This is a genomic window from Aeromicrobium sp. SP1, from assembly GCF_055663785.1.
The window spans coordinates 2,624,636-2,641,997 of sequence record NZ_JBQVVK010000001.1 but is presented as its reverse complement, the minus strand read 5'-3'; the positions used below and the strand labels follow the sequence as shown (position 1 = coordinate 2,641,997).

The window sequence follows — 17,362 nt, the reverse complement described above, 5'->3', positions numbered from 1 at the left end:
TTCGCCCGGCGGCGTGCCCGGGCCGCGGTGAGCCGGGCTCAGCCGCGGGAGCCGGCGAGGCCCAGCACGGCGGCCAGGCCGAGTGCCGAGCGCGGGTGGTAGGCCGCGGTCCACAGGCCGCCGTGCGCCGCGGCGAAGGCCTCCTCGCGCCACGGATCGGCGAGCGGCGTACGCCCGGCCCGCAGGTCGTGCACGAGCAGCGCGGCCATCAGGACGTTGCTGGTCGCCGGGTCGAAGACCTCGACGCCGAAGCGGTGCGCCCCGGCGTAGGCGGCGGCGAGCGCACGGTTCTTCACGACGGAGGCGGTCCGGGTCGCCGGGGCCACGTTGAGCGAGACCGTCGTCCCGTCGTGGCGCGCGGCCGCGGCGCGCCAGCGTTGCACGCGCTTGGCCAACGCATAGTTCGGTCCCTGCTGCGGCACGAGCGCGTCGCACACGCCGATCTCGGCTCCCGGGGGGTAGTTGCGTTGCAGCAGGCGCCCGCCGCTGAGCACCCGCATCGGCGTGCGCAGCACCCGCCGTCCGGACGCGTAGGCCTCGTTCGAGGTCGCGACGGCCTCGCTCGGCACGGCGAACACGTCGGTCGGCGTCGCGAGGTAGGCCAGCGCCGTGTCGGGACGGCGCGCGACGAGGTGGGTGCCGATCGCGTCCGCGGCGACCGAGAGCCGGACGTGCGTCCCGCCGTCGGCGTAGCAGTAGTTGCCGAGGACGAGCCGGCCGTCGAGCCGCTCGAGCCACGCCGCGAGCGCCGGCATCGTGTGCAGCAGGTCGGCACCGGTCTCCTTGCCGCCGGTGGGGACGCGGACGCGTCCTGCTCCCTCGCGGGCCAGGTCGCGCACGCGCTTCTGGACGTCGGCGCGAGGCAGGTCGACCGCGACGACGTCGGCGCCCCAGCGCAGCAGCGACCGGTACGGTCCCATCTCCGCGCCCGCACCCAGCACCACGACGGTGTCGCCCTCGAGTCGCAGCCACTCGGGGTGGTCGCGCACCGTGCGGATCGCGTCCGCGAACGTCTGCTCGACGATGCCGCGGGCGACCCAGTCGTCGAGCTGGTCGTCGAGGTCGGCACCGGCGAGGCGTCGGCCCCGGTAGGGGACGGAGAGCTCCGTCTCGGGCTCGGCGCCACCGACGATCTCGGCCGTCGACCAGTCCGGATCGGTGGTCGCTCCCGCGATGGCCTCGGCGAGGCTCAGGTCGCCGCAGCGCATCTGCTCGCCGATGCTGCGCAGGCCCTCCCGGGCGATCGTCACCGCGTCCTCGGGGGTCGCGATCCCGGCCTCGACGAGGCGGGCGAAGTGCGTGAGGTACCCGCGGCGCCAGTTCGTCTCGTTCTCGGCGGAACGAGCGCCGACGGGGTCGACCTTGCGCAGCGCGTCGGCAACGACGGCACGAGCGGTCGCGGTGGAACTGTCGGTCGGGAACCGCACTCCGGAGGCCATGAACCTGAGGATAACCTCAGGTTCTTGCGGCCGGCACTAAGCAAGCGCTTAGAAATCCGCTACGCTCACTCCATGCGCGCGATCCAGATCACGTCCCTCGACGGTCCCGAGGCAGTGGAGGTCTCCGACGTCCCCGCCCCCGTCCGTGGCGATCAGCAGGTCCTCATCGACGTCAAGGCGGCCGGTGTCGCCTTTCCCGAGCTGCTGCAGAGCCGCGGCCGCTACCAGCTGAAGCCGCCGCTGCCGTTCGTTCCCGGGGCCGAGATCGCCGGCGTCGTCGTCGAGGCGCCCGAGGGCTCGGGCTTCGTGGCGGGCGACCGCGTCGCGGCCCTGCCGATGCTCGGCGGCTTCGCCGACCAGGTCGTCGCCGACCCGACCCTCGTCTTCGCGCTGCCCGACTCGGTCACCTTCGCCGAGGGCGCGTCGTTCATCTTCAACTACGGCACGGCCTACTTCGGCCTCGTCGAGCGTGGCGGCCTGAGCGAGGGCGACCGGGTGCTCGTGCACGGCGCGTCCGGCGGTGTCGGCACGGCGTCGATCCAGGTCGCGAAGGCCTTCGGTGCCGGGCGCGTGATCGCCGTGACCTCCACCGACGAGAAGGGCGCGATCGCGGTCGCCGCGGGCGCCGACGAGTACGTCCTCTCGGAGGGGTTCAAGGACGCGGTCACGGCGCTCGGCGGTGTGGACATCGTGGTCGACCCGGTCGGCAACGCGCCCGGGAGCGAGCCCGGCAAGGACCGCTTCACCGATTCGCTGCGCTGCCTCGTCGACGACGGCCGCGTCCTTGTCATCGGCTTCACCGCCGGGGACATCCCCAAGGTGCCCGTGAACCGGCTGCTGCTGAACAACATCTCCGTCGTCGGCGTCGGCTGGGGCGCCTACGCGATGAAGCGCCCGGGCCACATCAAGCGCGAGTGGGAGGCCATGGCCGAGCACCTCGAGTCCGGCGCGCTCAAGCCGATCGTCGGTGGGACGTTCCCGTTGGAGCAGGCCTCCGAGGCGCTGCTCACGCTCGACCGTGCGCAGGCCACGGGCAAGCTCGTCCTCGAGGTCTGAGCGTGGGGACGATCCACCTTGTCCGGCACGGTCAGGCGTCGTTCGGCACCGACGACTACGACCGACTCAGCGCCCTCGGCACGCAGCAGGCGGCGGCGCTCGGGACCGCGTGGGAGGCCGGCGGCACGGTCTTCACGGACGCGATCGCCGGGTCGATGCTGCGGCACGCCCAGACCGCGATCGCGTCGATCGACGCGAGCGGCCTCGGCGAGGAGGACCTCGCCGACCCGCTCTCGGGCTACGACGTGGACGACGGCTGGAACGAGTACGACCACCTCGCGATCGCGCAGGCCCACGACCCGACCGCCATGACCCTGGGTGCCAAGGAGTTCCAGGCGGCGCTGAACGTCGCGCTCGACGCGTGGCGCGGTGGCCAGAACGACACCGGCGAGTCCTACGTCGCCTTCCGCGACCGAGTGATGGCCGCCTTCGGCCGCGCCGTCGAGCTGGCCTCCGGCAAGGGCCGCAAGGTGCTCGTGTTCACCTCCGGCGGACCGATCGCGATGGTCGCCTCCCACCTGGTCACCGGTGACGACGTGGCCTTCCAACGGCTCAACGACGTCGTCGTGAACTCAAGCGTCACGACGATCATGGTCGGTGCGACCGGCCCCCGGGTCCTGACCTTCAACGACCACGGCCACCTGCCGTCGTCGGACATCACCTTTCGCTGAATCGAGGAGACCATGCGCAAGAACACCCTGATCACCGGCGCCAGCTCGGGCCTGGGCGCCGGGATGGCGCGCCACCTCGCCGCCTCGGGCCACCACCTCGCGCTGACGGCCCGACGCGTCGACCGCCTCGAGGCGCTGCGCGACGAGCTGCTGACGGAGCACCCGGGCATCGAGGTCTCCGTCCACGCGCTCGACGTGGACGACAACGACTCGGTGTTCGAGGTCTTCGGTGCGGCCGCGACGGCGCTTGGCGGCCTCGACCGGGTGATCGTGAACGCCGGACTCGGCAAGGGTGGGCGCATCGGCACGGGCAAGTTCGCGGCGAACCGCGAGACGGCCATGACGAACTTCGTCGCGGCGCTGGCCCAGTGCGAGGCCGCGATGGAGCACTTCTACGAGCGCAAGGCCGGCCACCTCGTGGTGATCTCGTCGATGTCGGCGATGCGCGGCATGCCCTCGTCCATGACGACGTACGCCGCCACGAAGGCGGCCATCGCGCACGTGGCCGAGGGCATCCGCTCGGACCTGCTCACGCGCAAGAACCTCGACATCAAGGTCACGACGCTCTTCCCGGGCTACATCGCGAGCGAGATGAACGAGAAGGTCGAGCAGGAGCAGCGACTCATGGTCGACACCGAGACCGGCACGGCTGCCATGGTCCGGTACATCGAGAAGGAAGTCACCGACGCGGCCGTGCCCGCGTGGCCATGGGCGCCGATCGGCCAGGTCATGAAGCACGCCCCGCTCTCGGTGGTCCGCAAGCTCGTCTGACGGTCGCCCGTCACCCTCCTTCGTGACGTAACTCACATTCAGCTCTTGACAGGAGCACGGTTCTCTCTGCACTGTGAGTGCAAGAAACTATTTGCACCGGATGTGCAGATACCTTGGATCGGCCCGTCATCGGGGGGATGCATGCCGACGCGGATGCGTGACGAGCTCGTCCCGGCGGAACGGTCCACGACCGTCGAAGGAGACGAGCAATGACCCTGTCCACGAGAAGCATGTCCCGAGGGGTGGCGCTGACGTTCGCGGCTGCCGCTCTCGTCGTCGGCGCGAGCGCGCAACCGGGCGTCGCAGCCGACAACCCGTACGAGCGAGGGCCCGCGCCGACGAACAGCAGCATCGAGGCGAGCCGTGGCTCCTTCGCCGTCAGCACGAAGACGATCTCGTCGCTGTCGGCGCGTGGCTTCGGTGGCGGCACGATCTACTACCCGACCTCGACGTCCAGTGGCACGTTCGGCGTCGTGGCGATCTCGCCCGGGTTCACCGCCCTGCAGTCGTCGATCTCCTGGCTCGGCCCGCGCATCGCGTCGCAGGGCTTCGTCGTCATCACGATCGACACGAACACCACGCTGGACCAGCCGGCGTCACGCGGCAGCCAGCTGCTGGCGGCGCTCGACCAGACGATCGCCGATTCGACGGTCGGCTCGCGGATCGACGCGTCGCGTCAGGCCGTCATGGGTCACTCGATGGGTGGTGGCGGCACGCTCGATGCCGCCAAGTCGCGGCGATCGCTGGAGGCCACGGTCGGCCTCACGCCGTGGAACGCGGACAAGTCGTGGCCCGAGGTCGAGGCCGCCTCGCTCGTGATCGGCGCCCAGAGTGACACCGTCGCGCCGGTCGCCTCGCACGCGATCCCGTTCTACAACTCGCTGACGAACGCCGAGCGCCGCTCCTACCTCGAGCTGCGCGGCGCGAGCCACTTCGCCCCGAACACGAGCAACACGACGATCGCGAAGTACTCGATCGCCTGGCTCAAGCGCTACGTCGACAACGACACCCGCTACGAGCAGTTCATCTCGCCCGGACCCACGCCGTCGGTCCTGAACGGCATCTCGGGCTACCGGATCGCGGGCTGACCTGAGCCGCTGGCAGTGACGTTCGAGGGCCGAAACCGGAGTGATACGCCCTCGAACGTCACTGCCAGCGCTCCAGCAGGTCGCGGGCCAACGCCCCGACCTGCTCGTGCTCGATCAGGAAGCCGTCGTGACCGTAGGGCGAGGTCACGACGCCGAGGCCGTCGCAGCCCGCGATGCCGTCGGCGAGCTGCTGCTGCTGGTGCGGCGGGTAGAGGCGGTCGGAGTCGATCGCGGCGACCACCGTGCGGGCCGTGACCCGCGACAGCGCGGCCTCGACGCCACCGCGGCCCCGCCCGACGTCGTGACTGTTCATCGCCTCGCCGAGCGCGACGTAGGACCACGCGTCGAAGCGCTTCACGAGCTTGTCGCCGTGGTGCTGCAGGTACGACTCGACGGCGAATCGCCCGTCCGGCTGCACGTCGCGACCGAACCGCTGCGCGAGCTCCTGCTCGCTGCGATACGTGACGTGGGCGATCCGCCGCGCGAGGTCGAGGCCCGCCACGGGCCCGGCCGCCCGGATCGCGTCGGCCTGCGTCGCGGTCCACGCGATCTGCTCCGCCGACGCATACGCCGAGCAGGCCAACAGGAACAACCGGTCCACCCGCTCGGGGTGGGTGACGGCCCACTCGATCGCCCGCATGCCGCCGGCCGAGCCGCCGATCACGCCGTGCCAGCGATCGATCCCGAGCTCGTCGGCGAGCCGCACCTCGGCGGCCACCTGGTCGCGCACCGTGATCGCCGGGAACCGGCTGCCCCACGGTCGGCCGTCCGGCGCGAGGGTGGCGGGGCCGGTCGTGCCGCGGCAGCCGCCGAGGATGTTCGCGGCGACCACGAAGAACCGTGACGTGTCGATCCCCAGGCCCGGGCCCACGACCTCACGCCACCAGCCGCCCGGGCCTGCGACGACCGAGTCGCCCGTCAGCGCGTGCAGGATCAGCACGGCGTTGCCGCCGGTGAACTCGCCCCACGTGTCGTACGCGATCTCCAGGCCGGGGAGGACCTCGCCCGATTCGAGGACGAGGTCTCCCAGCGGCCGGGTGAGGGTCACTTGGCGGCCCGGAACCCCGCATCGAGGTCGGCGAGGATGTCGTCGATGCCCTCGAGCCCGACCGCGAGCCGGACCAGTCCCGGCGTGACGCCGGCGCCGGCCTGCTCCTCGGCCGTCAGCTGGCTGTGCGTCGTCGAGGCCGGATGGATCGCCAGCGACCGCACGTCGCCGATGTTCGCGACATGGCTGTGCAGCTCGAGCGCGTCGATGAATCGCCGGCCCGCATCGATGCCGCCGGGCAGCTCGAACGTGACGATCGCGCCCGATCCCTGCGGCAGGTACCGCTGGGCCAGGGCGTTGTAGGGGCTCGACGGCAGGCTCGCCCAGTGGACGGAGGCGACGTCCTCACGGGTCTGGAGCCACTCGGCGACGGCCTTGGCGTTCGCGACGTGGCGCTCGATCCGCAGGCTGAGCGTCTCCAGGCCCAGGGCCAGCAGCCAAGCGTTGAACGGCGCGATGGCCGGACCGATGTTGCGCAGGTACTGCACGCGCAGCTTCGCGATGAACGCCGCCGGGCCGAGCGCCTCGGCGAACACGAGGCCGTGGTAGCTCTCGTCGGGCGTCGTGAACCCGGGGAACCGGTCGCCGTGCGCGCCGTAGTCGAACGTGCCGCCGTCGATCACGACACCGGCGATCGCGGTGCCGTGGCCGCCGATGTACTTCGTCGCGGAGTGCACGACCGTGTCCGCGCCGTGCTTGAGCGGGTTCAGCAGGTACGGCGTCGCGACGGTGTTGTCGACGATGAACGGGACCCCGGCCTCCTTCGCGGCGGCGCCGATCGCCTCGAGGTCGAGCACGTCGCCCTTGGGGTTGCCGATCGTCTCGCCGAAGTACGCCTTCGTGTTCTCGCGCGTCGCATCGCGCCACTGCTGCGGGTCGTTCGGCTCGGCCACGAACGTGACCTCGATGCCGAGCTTGGGGAACGTGTGACGCAGCAGCGAGTCCGTGCCGCCGTACAGGCTGGCGGACGCGACGATGTGGTCGCCGGCCTCGGCGACGTTGGTCAGCGCGCCGGTCGTGGCGGCCTGGCCGGACGCGAACAGCAGCGCACCCACGCCGCCCTCCAGCGCCGCCAGCCGCTGCTCGACGACGTCCTGCGTCGGGTTCATGATCCGGGTGTAGATGTTGCCCGGCTCGACGAGACCGAACAGGTCGGCCGCGTGCTGCGTGTCGCGGAACTGGTACGAGGTGGTCTGGTAGATCGGCAGGGCGCGCGCCCCCGTCGTGGGGTCGGGCTCCTGTCCGGCGTGGATCTGCTTGGTCTCGAACGACCAGTTCTCGCTCATGGGGGCTCCTTCGACGTCGGTGTCTTGATCGACCGTGTCACGGGAACCTGGGCGTGGGACGAGGTCTCACCATGCGGTCGGTCGAACCCGGCGTGCGCTCAGCGCATGTCGAAGGGCTGGCCGGTGGACTCCAGCACCGACAGCCACAGGTCGCCCTCGGGGTTGACCCGGTGCGTGTTCTTGACGACGGCCGAGATCGGCACGTGCGCGAAGCGGTGTCGCGGCCGGCCGATCACCATGTCGGTGCGTCCCGCCATGCCGGCGTGCACCGCGGCCTGCGCGAGCCGCGTGCAGTACACCGAGTCGGCCGCGTCGGCGGGCACGGAGCGGATCATGTAGCCCGGGTCGAAGTACCGCAGCGTCAGCGGCTCGCCGTGGTCCTTGAAGTCGCGGGCGATCTGGGCCCGCAGGAACCCGGCGAAGTCGCCGAGCACGGCGTTGCCGCTGGCATCCTTGCGGCGGCTGGCCGGAACCAGCTCCTGCCCGGCGCCCTCGGCCAGCACGATGACGGCGCTGCCACGCTCGTTGACGCGCTTGCGCAGGGAGGCGAGCAGTCCGTTCTCGCCGGCGAGGTTGAACGGCACCTCGGGGATCAGCACGAAGTCGGCGTCGTGGTTCGCCAAAGCCGCGTAGCACGCGATGAACCCGGCGGAGCGGCCCATCACCTTGACGACGCCGACGCCGCCGATCGCGGCCTCGACCTCGACGCGGGCGCCCATGATGGACTCGGCGGCCTTGGCGTACGAGGTCTGGAACCCGAAGCTCGTGCCGATCAGCGGGATGTCGTTGTCGATCGTCTTGGGGACGCCGATCACCGAGACCGGCAGACCGCGCGCGATCGTCTCCTCCGCGATCGCGTGCGCGCCGCGCATCGAGCCGTCACCGCCGATGACGAACAGGATGTCGATCTCGCGGTGCACGAGGTTGTCGACGATGGACGGGATGCTCTGGCCGCCGCGCGACGATCCCAGGAACGTGCCGCCGCGGTCGGTGACCGTGTCGACGACGGCGGGGGTCAGGGTGATCGGGTCGGGCGCCTTGCCGGGCACGAGGCCCGCGTAGCCGTTGCGGAACCCGGTGACGTCCGTGACGCCGTAGTGCTCGAACAGCTCGAGCACGATCGCGCGGATCACGTCGTTCAGGCCGGGGCACAGGCCGCCGCACGTGACGATGCCGACCTTGGTCTTCTTCGGGTTGAAGAAGATCTTCCGTCGCGCCCCGCCGGGCTCGAAGCTGGGAATCTCCTCGAGTTCCATGTCACCGCGGGCGCGCAGCAGGGAGACCGTGTCGTCGAGCAGGACGCGGTCGTCCTCGGCGACGTAGTACGCATTGGTCTTGCGGTTCGCGACGAAGTCGGCCAACGGCGAGTCGTACTCGCACGGGCCGAGCGTGCGGACCTGCAGTTCCTCGAGGGTGACCACGGGGTCAGGCTATCGGAGGCTGCGCCGTCGCGGGTAGGTCTCCACCCGGCACACTGGCCCCATGACGACGCAGATCACGGTGCGCGGGAGCGCGGAACGTCGCTGGCCCGCGGAGCAGGCCACGCTCTGGTTGACCGTCGCGATCAGCGGACCCGAGCGCGCCGCGGTCGCCCAGGAGGCGGCGCAGGCGCACGGCGCGCTGACGTCGCGGCTGGCCGATCTGCAGGCCGCCGGCTCCGTCCGGAGCCACGAGGCGGACGCCGTGCGGGTGGTGGCGGAGCGACCGTGGCTGCCCGAGGGCCGTCGTGGCGAACTCGTCCAGTCGGCCCGGCTCGGCGTGACCGCGGTGTTCCGCGACGTCGAGGCGCTGAGCGGGTTCGTGGGCGACTGGGCGGCCGACCCGCGGGTCGAGATCGACGGCGTCGAATGGGACGTCACCCCCGAGCACCGACGCGAGTACGAGTCCCTGGTGCGCGCCGATGCGGTGCGCGACGCGGTGGCCAGGGCGCAGGCCTACGCCGACGCGATCGGCGCCGGAGAGGTCCGCCCGACCCACCTGGCCGACGCGGGCATGCTCGACTCCTCCGACCCGCAGCCGCCCTTCCTCATGAAGGCGGCGATGCCGGGCTCCTCCGGTGGGGACCTGTCCTTGCAACCGGGTGAGATCGCGGTGGGCTGCACCGTCGACGCCCGCTTCGTCGCCGGCTGAGCCGGTAGACTCGAGCCGTGGTTTCTTCCTCCGATCCGGGCCGAGGACGCCGCCTGCCGCGGCGTCCGATGCGCGCCGTCCACACGGCCGCGACGCTGCACGACAAGCCGTCGCCGAAGGCGCGCGTGGTCGGTCGCGGAGCTCGGATGACGGTCAAGCCGCTGCTGCGGCTGGCCCCCGTCGACGACCGGACGTTCCGCCGGCTCCAGCAGTGGACCGAGCGGATCCGCCGCCCGGCCTCGCCGGACGTCGAGGCCGTCGCCGACGAGATCGGCGGGGTCCCGGGCGAGGTCATGAGACCGCTCGCCGGCACGACGAGCGACCTGACCCTCCTGTACCTGCACGGCGGCGGCTTCTTCACGGGCAGCGTCGACTCCTACCGCGGCCTGCTCGAGGCGTTCGTCCGCGCGACGGGCGGCACGATCGTCGCGATCGACTACCGCCAGCTGCCCGAGCACGGTGTCGCCGACTCCGTCCAGGACGCGATCAACGCCTACGCCGAGGTGCTCGACCGTGCGGTCGACCCGGCGAAGGTCGTCGTCGCAGGCGACTCCGCCGGCGGCTACCTCACGATGAAGGTCGCCGAGCTGGCCCGTCGCCGCGGCCTGACGGCGCCTGCCGCGCTGATCGGCTTCTCGCCGCTGCTGAGCCTCGACCCCGAACGGCGGGACAAGGCCGTGCTGCGCGTCGCCAAGGTGCGCGAGGCGGTGCTGCCGGTGAAGCGGGTCGAGGCGATGCGGCGGCTGTGGCTGCCCGACGACGAGGTCATCGAGGGGTTCGCCGATCCGCTGCACGCGACCGGCCACATCACGTCGCCGGTCCACCTCGTCGCGGTCGAGAACGAGTTCCTGCGGCCGGAGGTGGAGGCGTTCGCGCTGCTGCTCGACGACAAGGGCGTCGAGGTCGACGTGCATCTGTGGCGCGGCCAGGTTCACGCCTTCCCGATCCTGGCCGACCACCTGCCCGACGCGGCGCTCGCCGTCGAGATCGCGGCCGAGTTCGCGCTGCGCCACATCGGCGAGCCGAAGGCCGTCGAGGTCGAGGACGCCGCCGCCGGCACCGAGCTGCTCGAGGGCGAACTCGCGAACTGAGCCCCGCGGGATCGGATCTTGATGCGTTGCGGTGGCCATGGCCACCCGAAGGCATCAAGATCCGTCCCCCGGAGGGGCGTCAGCCGTTGACGTGCACGCGGATGACGTGCAGCTTGCCCTTCTGGGTGTAGCCGAGGTTCCACGTGCGGGTGTGGCTGGTCGCCATCGACATCGTGACGCCCACCGCCCAGCGACCCTTGCCGGCGGCCGTGAACGGCACCGAGCCGCGGTGCGGCTTGCCCGGCGCGGGGGTCGCGTACACGTAGTTGGCCTTGGCGCCACGGACGACGATCGTGTAGGTCTGACCCTGCTTGACCTGCCAGACGCCGCCACGCAGCTTCGCGCCCTCGATCGTGTAGGCGGCGCGGCGGTACGCGATGCGCTGGGTGGTCGTGTTGCCGGCCACGTCGGTCGCGGTGGCCGTCACGACGACCCTCGAGCCCGTGCGCTTCGTCGTGGTGCGGCACGTCGTGACGCCGGACAGCGCATCGCTCGCGACGCAGGACGTCTTCGGGGCGACGAAGTGGCTGCTGCCGGCCTTGACGCCCTTGATGCGGACGCGCGGGGCGCTGGTGTCGACCTTCGCCGTCGCCGTGACCGTGGCGATGCCGCCGTCGGTCGTGGTGATCGTGCGCGACACGCGACCGCCGGGCTGCTTGGCGATCGTGGTCGGTGCCGGGCAGGCGGTGACCAGGTCGGCGCCGGCGGTCGTGCACGTGAACGTCACCGTGACCGGGCCGCGGTACCAGCCGCCGCGCGCCGCCTTGGCGGACGAGAGGCGAGCCGTGATCGTCGGGTTGGCGCGCGACGTCGAGGCCGAGGAGGCGTTGAACGAGGCGTCACCGGCGTACGCCGCGGCGACCGCATGCGTCGCGTCGGCCGGCACGACGTACGCGAGGCTCGCGACGCCGTCGGCCAGGGTGCCCGTGCCGACGGTGGCTCCGTCGACGGAGAACGTGACGAGGCCGGTCGGGGTGCCGGCGCCGGGGGCGACCGGGGCGACGGTTGCGGTCAGGGCCGTGCCGGTGACGGCAACCTGCGTCGTCGTGTCGGCGGCCGCGACGGTCAGCGTGGCGCTGCCGTCCGTGCCGACGTACGAGGAGTGCGCGGGCACGTACGTGGCCGTGACGGAGTGCGGTCCGACGCTGCCGCCGAGGGCGGGGCTGACGGCCTCACCGTCGTCGTCGATGGCCACGGGCGAGCCGAGGTCGGTGCCGTCGAGCGCGAACTGCACGGCGCCGGCGGCGTCCGTGATCGAGCCGGCGACGACGTCGACCTGTGCGGTGGCGGTCGTGGTCTGGCCCGTGACGACGGACGTGTCGGCGGGGGTGACCTCGAGCGTGCTGGGGATGACGCTGACCGTGATCTCCTGACTGGCGGTCGGCGCGGCGCTGAAGCCGTACGCGGCGGCCTGGTCGGCGTTCACGGTGCAGGTGCCGGGGGCCACGAAGGTGACGGTGGCGTCCTCGACCGTGCAGATCTCCGAGCTGGCCGAGGAGAAGGTGACGGGGTTCTGCGAGCCGCCGCCGGTCGCCGCGATGGTGTACGACTGGCCGGGGTAGGCCGGGGCGGGCGCGCTCGAGGTGAAGGTGATCGCCTGCGGCTCGTCGCGGGGGCCCGAGCAGGCCTGCCCGATGCGCAGCGTCGCGCGCTGGAACCCGAACGGGTACTGGGCGTTGGTCGCGTCGATGCTGTCGGCGAGCCCGACGATCGCGCCGCCGGCGTAGCCGTACGCCTCGACCGCGTTGGTCGACGAATCGGCCTTCACGTACGTGGCCGTGAGCTCACGGGTGACCGGGTCGATCGACCAGATGGCGGACTGGCGGTACCCGACCGACGGCGAGCCGGCGGGGACCGGGTCGATGGCGTCCAGGAACGTGTAGCCCGCCTGGGACACCTCGATCTTGTACGTGGCGCTCTCGGCGTTGGCTCCCAGGACGGTGCTCCCACCCTCGATCGCGAGGTTCTGCTGGGTGCCGGGGCTCACGGAGACGATGAAGGCGGTGGTCGGATCCGTGTTGTAACCGGCGTAGTGGCTGCCCGGATATGCGGGCACGACACATCCGGCGATCTCGTCGCCGATGATGACCTGGACGTGGCCCGTGTAGACGGGGGCGTCGTCGTCGGCGTGGGCAGCGGCCGGGACCAGGGCCACCGCGGCGGCGGCTCCCAGGGTCAGGACCGCGCTCGTGGCGGACGAGATGGCGCGTTGGAACATGGAGGGTTCACTCACAATCTGAGGGATTCGTGGGAGCGCAGCTGCTCAACCACCCGCCAGCCTAGATTTACTTCTGCCTCACGGGAGCCGTTTGGCACCTTTGGTCACATCTGTTGCGTCACAGTCGCCCGGTCGCCAGAAACCGGCACGCTTGACGGTTTCTGGCGGGGTCGCGCATGCTGGCCGGGTGACCGACACGCCGACCCCGACGCCGCAGCCCGAGCGCACGCGCACCCCGCAGCCCGAGCGCTCACGGGCGATGCGCCAGCGGCTCATGGAGGCCACGGTCGAGTCGCTCGCGGAGCTCGGTTGGGCCGGCACCTCGACCACGGTCGTGAGCCAGCGGGCCGGCGTCAGCCGCGGTGCCCAGCTGCACCACTTCCCGAGCAAGCAGGATCTCGTGGTCGCCGCCGTCGAGTACCTCGCGGCCCGCCGCCGCGAGGACCTCGAGGTCGACGTCGACACGCTGCCCGACGTGGGTCGCACGCGAGCCGTGCTGGACCTGCTCGCCACGCAGTACACCTCACCCGTCTTCTACGCGGCCCTCGAGCTGTGGGTGGCCGCCCGGACCGACCCCGACCTGCACCCCAGGGTCGCGCCGTTGGAGCGCCGCTTCGGCCGCGAGATCCACGCCCACGCGCTCACCCTGCTGCAGGTGGACGGCCACCGCGGTCACAACCGCCAACTCGTGCAGGCGACACTGGACCTGCTGCGCGGCCTCGGGCTGGCCGCGACACTGAGCGACGACTCGGCCCGCCGCGCCTCGATCCTCGACGCGTGGGCGAACACCCTCGATCGGGAGCTGGAGCGATGAGCACACTTGACGACGTCCTTGACGACCTCGCCGCGGAGTCGGCCCAACTCGACGGCTGGGTCGCGGGTCTGAGCCACGCCGGCTGGCAGACGGTGACGACTCCGGAGGGCTGGACCGTCGCCCATCAGGTGGGGCACCTGCACTGGACCGATCTCACGTCGACGTATGCGATCTCGGACCGGCCTGCCTTCGACGACCTGATCCACGAGGCGTTGGACAACCCCGAGGGCTACGTCGACGCCGCGGCCGACGAGCTCGCCCTCCAGCCGGCGGAGACGCTTCTGTCGGTGTGGCGTGAGGGGCGGGGAGATCTGGTCGAGGCGCTGCGCTCGGTTCCCGACGGCGAGAGGATCCCGTGGTTCGGTCCGCCGATGAGCCCGGTGTCGATGGCCACCGCGCGCCTGATGGAGACGTGGGCGCACGCCCATGACGTCGCCGAGGCCCTGGGCATCGACGTGCCGCGCACGGATCGCGTGAGGCACGTGTGCCACATCGGTGTGCGCACCTTCGCGTTCACGCACGCGATCCGTGGGGAGCAGGCGCCCGAGGTTCCCGTGCGCGTCGAGCTGACCGCCCCCTCGGGCGAGTCGTGGACGTGGGGACCCGAGGACGCCGCCGACCGGGTGATCGGCGACGGCTGGGACTTCGCGCTGCTCGCGACGCGTCGACGCCACCGGGTCGACGTGGACGTCCGCGCCGAGGGCCCTGCCGCCGACCACTGGCTCGACATCGTCCAGACGTTCGCCGGCCTGCCCGGGAACGACCCGCTGCCGCTCGCCGACCGCTGACGAAAGAAACAGTCAGGCTTGACGGTTTCTCGTTCGAGGCGGCACACTCGAGACCGTGCGCACCCTTCGCGTCGGCAACTGCTCCGGCTTCTACGGCGACCGCTTCTCGGCGATGCGCGAGATGCTCGAGGGCGGTGAGCTCGACTACCTGACCGGTGACTACCTGGCCGAGCTGACGATGCTGATCCTCGGCCGCGACCGGATGAAGGACCCGAACCTCGGGTACGCCAAGACCTTCCTGCGCCAGCTGACCGACAACCTCGCCCTCGCCACCGAGCGTGGAGTTCGGATCGTCGCGAACGCCGGCGGACTGAACCCCGCTGGGCTGGCCGCCGCGATCCGCGAGGTCGCCGCGACCCAGGGGATCGAGGTCGCGGTCGCCCACGTCGAGGGCGACGACCTGCTCCCGCGCGCCGCCGAGCTCGGCTTCGGCGATGCGCTCACCGCGAACGCCTACCTCGGCGCCTTCGGCATCGCCGAGGCGCTGACCGCCGGCGCCGACATCGTCGTCGCGGGCCGGGTCACGGACGCGTCGGTCGTGCTCGGTCCGGCGATCGCCGAGTTCGGCTGGGGCCGCGAGGACCTCGACCGCCTCGCCGGCGCGGTCGTCGCGGGTCACGTCATCGAGTGCGGCGCGCAGGCGACGGGTGGCAACTTCAGCGGCTTCCGCGAGATCGACCTGTCCCGGCCGATCGGCTTCCCGGTCGCCGAGATCGCCGAGGACGGCAGCGTCGTGGTCACGAAGCACGAGGGCACCGGTGGCGCCGTCACCGTCGACACCGTCACCGCCCAGCTGGTCTACGAGATCCAGGGCGAGCACTACCTAAACCCCGACGTCGTCGTCGACCTCACGAGCATCGAACTCACCCAGCAGGGCACCGATCGGGTCGCCATCACCGGTGTCCGCGGGTACGCCCCACCGGACACGACCAAGGTGTGCCTGAACGCGTTCGGCGGCTTCCGCAACTCCGTCGAGTTCGTGCTGACCGGGCTCGACATCGACGCGAAGGCCGCATGGGTGCAGGCCCAGCTGACGGCGGCGCTGGCGAACCCGCCCGCCGAGGTGGTGTGGGAACTCGCCCGCACCGACCGCCCCGATCCCACCACCGAGCCCGAGGCCGCCGCACTGCTGCGCTGCCACGTGAAGGACTCCGACCAGGCCAAGGTCGGCCGTGCCTTCAGCGGCGCCGCGGTCGAGATCGCGCTGGCCTCGATCCCCGGCTTCCACCTCACCGCGCCCCCCGGCCCCGGCTCGCCCTACGGGATCTACCGGGCCGCCTACGTCCCCCAGGCCGAGGTCCCGCACGTCGTCGTCCACGCGGACGGGAGCCGGGTCGAGATCGATCCTCCGTCCGGGAGTCCCAGTGATCTCGATACGCCTGCTCGTCCCTCGCAGAGCTACTCGATCACCGCGGTCCCCGGCGATCGAGCCGCGTACCGAGATCACGTCGAGGCGCCGCTCGGCCGACTCGTGCACGCCCGGTCGGGGGACAAGGGCGGCGACGCGAACGTGGGCGTGTGGATCCCGAGCGGGCACCCGCGGCGTGAGGACGCCTTCGCGTGGCTCGAGGGCTTCCTGACCGACGCGACGATCCGCGAGCTGCTGCCCGAGGCGGCCGACCTCGAGATCGAGATCCACCGGCTGCCGAACCTCGCCGGCCTCAACGTGATCCTGCGAGGGCTGCTCGGCGAGGGCGTCGCCTCGTCCACGCGCTTCGACCCGCAGGCCAAGGCCGTCGGCGAGTGGCTCCGGGCCCGCCTCGCCCCGATCCCGCAGGAGCTGCTGTGACCGACTGGAACAGCCCCGAACGGCGCGCCCTGCGCACGGCCGTCGAGGACTTCACGCGCGCCGAGATCACCCCGCACCTCGCGCAGTGGGAGGACGACGGCCGGCTCCCGCGCGAGCTGCACCGCACGACCGCGAAGGCGGGCTTCCTCGCGGTGGGCTTCGCCGAGGAGGTCGGCGGCGACGGCGGCGATCTCGTGGACGCGAGCATCGTCACCGAGGCCATGCTGGCTGCCGGCGGCTCGACCGGACTGCAGGCCAGCCTGTTCACGCACTCGATCGCCCTCCCGCACATCATCGGGACCGGCAGCGACGACCTCATCGACCGCTACGTCCGGCCCACGCTGGCCGGCGACACGATCGGCTCGCTCGGCGTCACCGAGCCCGGCGGCGGCTCCGACGTCGCGAACCTGCGCACGCGCGCCGAGCGCGACGGCGACCACTACGTCGTCAACGGCGCCAAGACCTTCATCACGAGCGGCGTGCGCGCCGACTTCGTCACGACCGCCGTGCGCACCGGAGGCGACCCTTCGACAGGCTCAGGACGAGGCGGCCACGGCGGCATCAGCCTGCTCGTGATCGACAAGGACACGCCCGGATTCACCGTCAGCCGGAGCCTGCGCAAGATGGGCTGGCACTGCTCCGACACGGCCGAGCTCGCCTTCGACGACGTCCGCGTCCCGGTCGCGAACCTCGTCGGCGAGGAGAACGGCGGCTTCTACCTCGTCATGCAGCAGTTCGTCGGCGAGCGGCTCGGCCTCGCCGTCCAGGCGTACGGCACGGCGCAGCGCGCCCTCGACCTCGCCGTCGACTACGCCCGCGAGCGCGACACGTTCGGCAAGCCGCTCATCAGCCGGCAGGTCATCCGGCACAAGCTCGTCGAGATGCACGCGCGCACGGCCGCCGCCCGGGCACTGACCCGGACCGCGATCGAGCGCTCGCTCGACACCGCCAGGACGGACCCGTCGCTCATCCTCGACGCGGTCGTCGCGAAGAACCAGGCCGTCGCCTGCGTCGAGCACGTCGTCACCGAGGCCGTCCAGATCTTCGGCGGCATGGGCTACATGCGCGAGTCCGAGATCGACCGCCACTACCGCGACGCCCGGATCCTGGGCATCGGCGGCGGCGCCACCGAGGTCATGAAGGACCTCGCCGCGAAGCTGTTGGGGTACTGAG

General features: G+C 71.7%; 15 protein-coding genes. 10 read left to right on the top strand and 5 right to left on the bottom strand.

Features of this window, described 5'->3' with window-relative positions; all coding sequences use genetic code 11:
- Positions 1 to 38: 38 nt before the first annotated feature.
- Positions 39 to 1,439: a hypothetical protein gene (locus ACT26F_RS13040; protein ID WP_471670975.1), complete on the bottom strand. Its 1,401-nt coding sequence runs from the start codon at positions 1,437 to 1,439 to the stop codon at positions 39 to 41.
- A 72-nt stretch (positions 1,440 to 1,511) separates the two neighbouring features.
- Here ACT26F_RS13040 and ACT26F_RS13035 point away from each other — a divergent pair, with 72 nt between their 5' ends.
- From ACT26F_RS13035 to ACT26F_RS13020, 4 genes are all read left to right on the top strand, one after another.
- Positions 1,512 to 2,495: an NADPH:quinone oxidoreductase family protein gene (locus ACT26F_RS13035; protein ID WP_471670974.1), complete on the top strand. Its 984-nt coding sequence runs from the start codon at positions 1,512 to 1,514 to the stop codon at positions 2,493 to 2,495.
- A 2-nt stretch (positions 2,496 to 2,497) separates the two neighbouring features.
- Complete coding sequence (locus ACT26F_RS13030; RefSeq protein ID WP_471670973.1) at positions 2,498 to 3,166, top strand: histidine phosphatase family protein; 669 nt, start codon at positions 2,498 to 2,500, stop codon at positions 3,164 to 3,166.
- A gap of 12 nt (positions 3,167 to 3,178) precedes the next feature.
- Positions 3,179 to 3,937, top strand: a complete 759-nt coding sequence (locus ACT26F_RS13025; RefSeq protein ID WP_471670972.1) for an SDR family oxidoreductase — start codon at positions 3,179 to 3,181, stop codon at positions 3,935 to 3,937.
- Positions 3,938 to 4,146: 209 nt separating this feature from the next.
- On the top strand, positions 4,147 to 5,025 hold the full coding sequence (locus tag ACT26F_RS13020; RefSeq protein ID WP_471670971.1) for an alpha/beta hydrolase family protein: 879 nt from the start codon (positions 4,147 to 4,149) through the stop codon (positions 5,023 to 5,025).
- Positions 5,026 to 5,083: 58 nt separating this feature from the next.
- Here the strand turns inward: ACT26F_RS13020 and metX are convergent, their stop codons facing one another.
- The 3 genes from metX to ACT26F_RS13005 all read right to left on the bottom strand — a co-directional run bounded on the left by metX (position 5,084) and on the right by ACT26F_RS13005 (position 8,780).
- Entirely contained in the window at positions 5,084 to 6,073 is a 990-nt protein-coding gene (metX, locus tag ACT26F_RS13015) for a homoserine O-acetyltransferase MetX (RefSeq protein WP_471670970.1), read from the bottom strand.
- A complete protein-coding gene (locus ACT26F_RS13010) occupies positions 6,070 to 7,359 on the bottom strand; it encodes a bifunctional o-acetylhomoserine/o-acetylserine sulfhydrylase (RefSeq protein ID WP_471670969.1) in 1,290 nt (429 codons plus the stop codon). Before ACT26F_RS13010 ends, metX begins: the two co-directional genes overlap by 4 nt.
- 98 nt (positions 7,360 to 7,457) lie before the next feature.
- Entirely contained in the window at positions 7,458 to 8,780 is a 1,323-nt protein-coding gene (locus ACT26F_RS13005) for an ATP-dependent 6-phosphofructokinase (protein ID WP_471670968.1), read from the bottom strand.
- Between the two features lie 61 nt (positions 8,781 to 8,841).
- On the opposite strand from ACT26F_RS13005, the gene ACT26F_RS13000 reads away from it, so the two are divergent.
- Positions 8,842 to 9,489, top strand: a complete 648-nt coding sequence (locus ACT26F_RS13000; protein WP_471670967.1) for an SIMPL domain-containing protein — start codon at positions 8,842 to 8,844, stop codon at positions 9,487 to 9,489.
- Positions 9,490 to 9,506: 17 nt separating this feature from the next.
- Positions 9,507 to 10,580 (top strand): alpha/beta hydrolase fold domain-containing protein, encoded by a 1,074-nt coding sequence (locus tag ACT26F_RS12995; RefSeq protein WP_471670966.1) that lies wholly within the window; start codon positions 9,507 to 9,509, stop codon positions 10,578 to 10,580.
- A gap of 79 nt (positions 10,581 to 10,659) precedes the next feature.
- Here the strand turns inward: ACT26F_RS12995 and ACT26F_RS12990 are convergent, their stop codons facing one another.
- Positions 10,660 to 12,798 (bottom strand): Ig-like domain repeat protein, encoded by a 2,139-nt coding sequence (locus ACT26F_RS12990; protein WP_471670965.1) that lies wholly within the window; start codon positions 12,796 to 12,798, stop codon positions 10,660 to 10,662.
- Between the two features lie 187 nt (positions 12,799 to 12,985).
- Between ACT26F_RS12990 and ACT26F_RS12985 the strand changes: the two genes are divergently transcribed.
- The 4 genes from ACT26F_RS12985 to ACT26F_RS12970 are packed head-to-tail and all read left to right on the top strand — an operon-like array spanning position 12,986 to position 17,361.
- Positions 12,986 to 13,612, top strand: coding sequence for a TetR/AcrR family transcriptional regulator (locus tag ACT26F_RS12985; RefSeq protein ID WP_471670964.1), 627 nt, complete (start codon positions 12,986 to 12,988; stop codon positions 13,610 to 13,612).
- Positions 13,609 to 14,400, top strand: coding sequence for a TIGR03084 family metal-binding protein (locus ACT26F_RS12980; RefSeq protein WP_471670963.1), 792 nt, complete (start codon positions 13,609 to 13,611; stop codon positions 14,398 to 14,400). Before ACT26F_RS12985 ends, ACT26F_RS12980 begins: the two co-directional genes overlap by 4 nt.
- A 55-nt stretch (positions 14,401 to 14,455) precedes the next feature.
- Entirely contained in the window at positions 14,456 to 16,189 is a 1,734-nt protein-coding gene (locus ACT26F_RS12975) for an acyclic terpene utilization AtuA family protein (protein ID WP_471670962.1), read from the top strand.
- A complete protein-coding gene (locus tag ACT26F_RS12970; RefSeq protein ID WP_471670961.1) occupies positions 16,186 to 17,361 on the top strand; it encodes an acyl-CoA dehydrogenase family protein in 1,176 nt (391 codons plus the stop codon). Before ACT26F_RS12975 ends, ACT26F_RS12970 begins: the two co-directional genes overlap by 4 nt.
- Position 17,362: the final 1 nt, after the last annotated feature.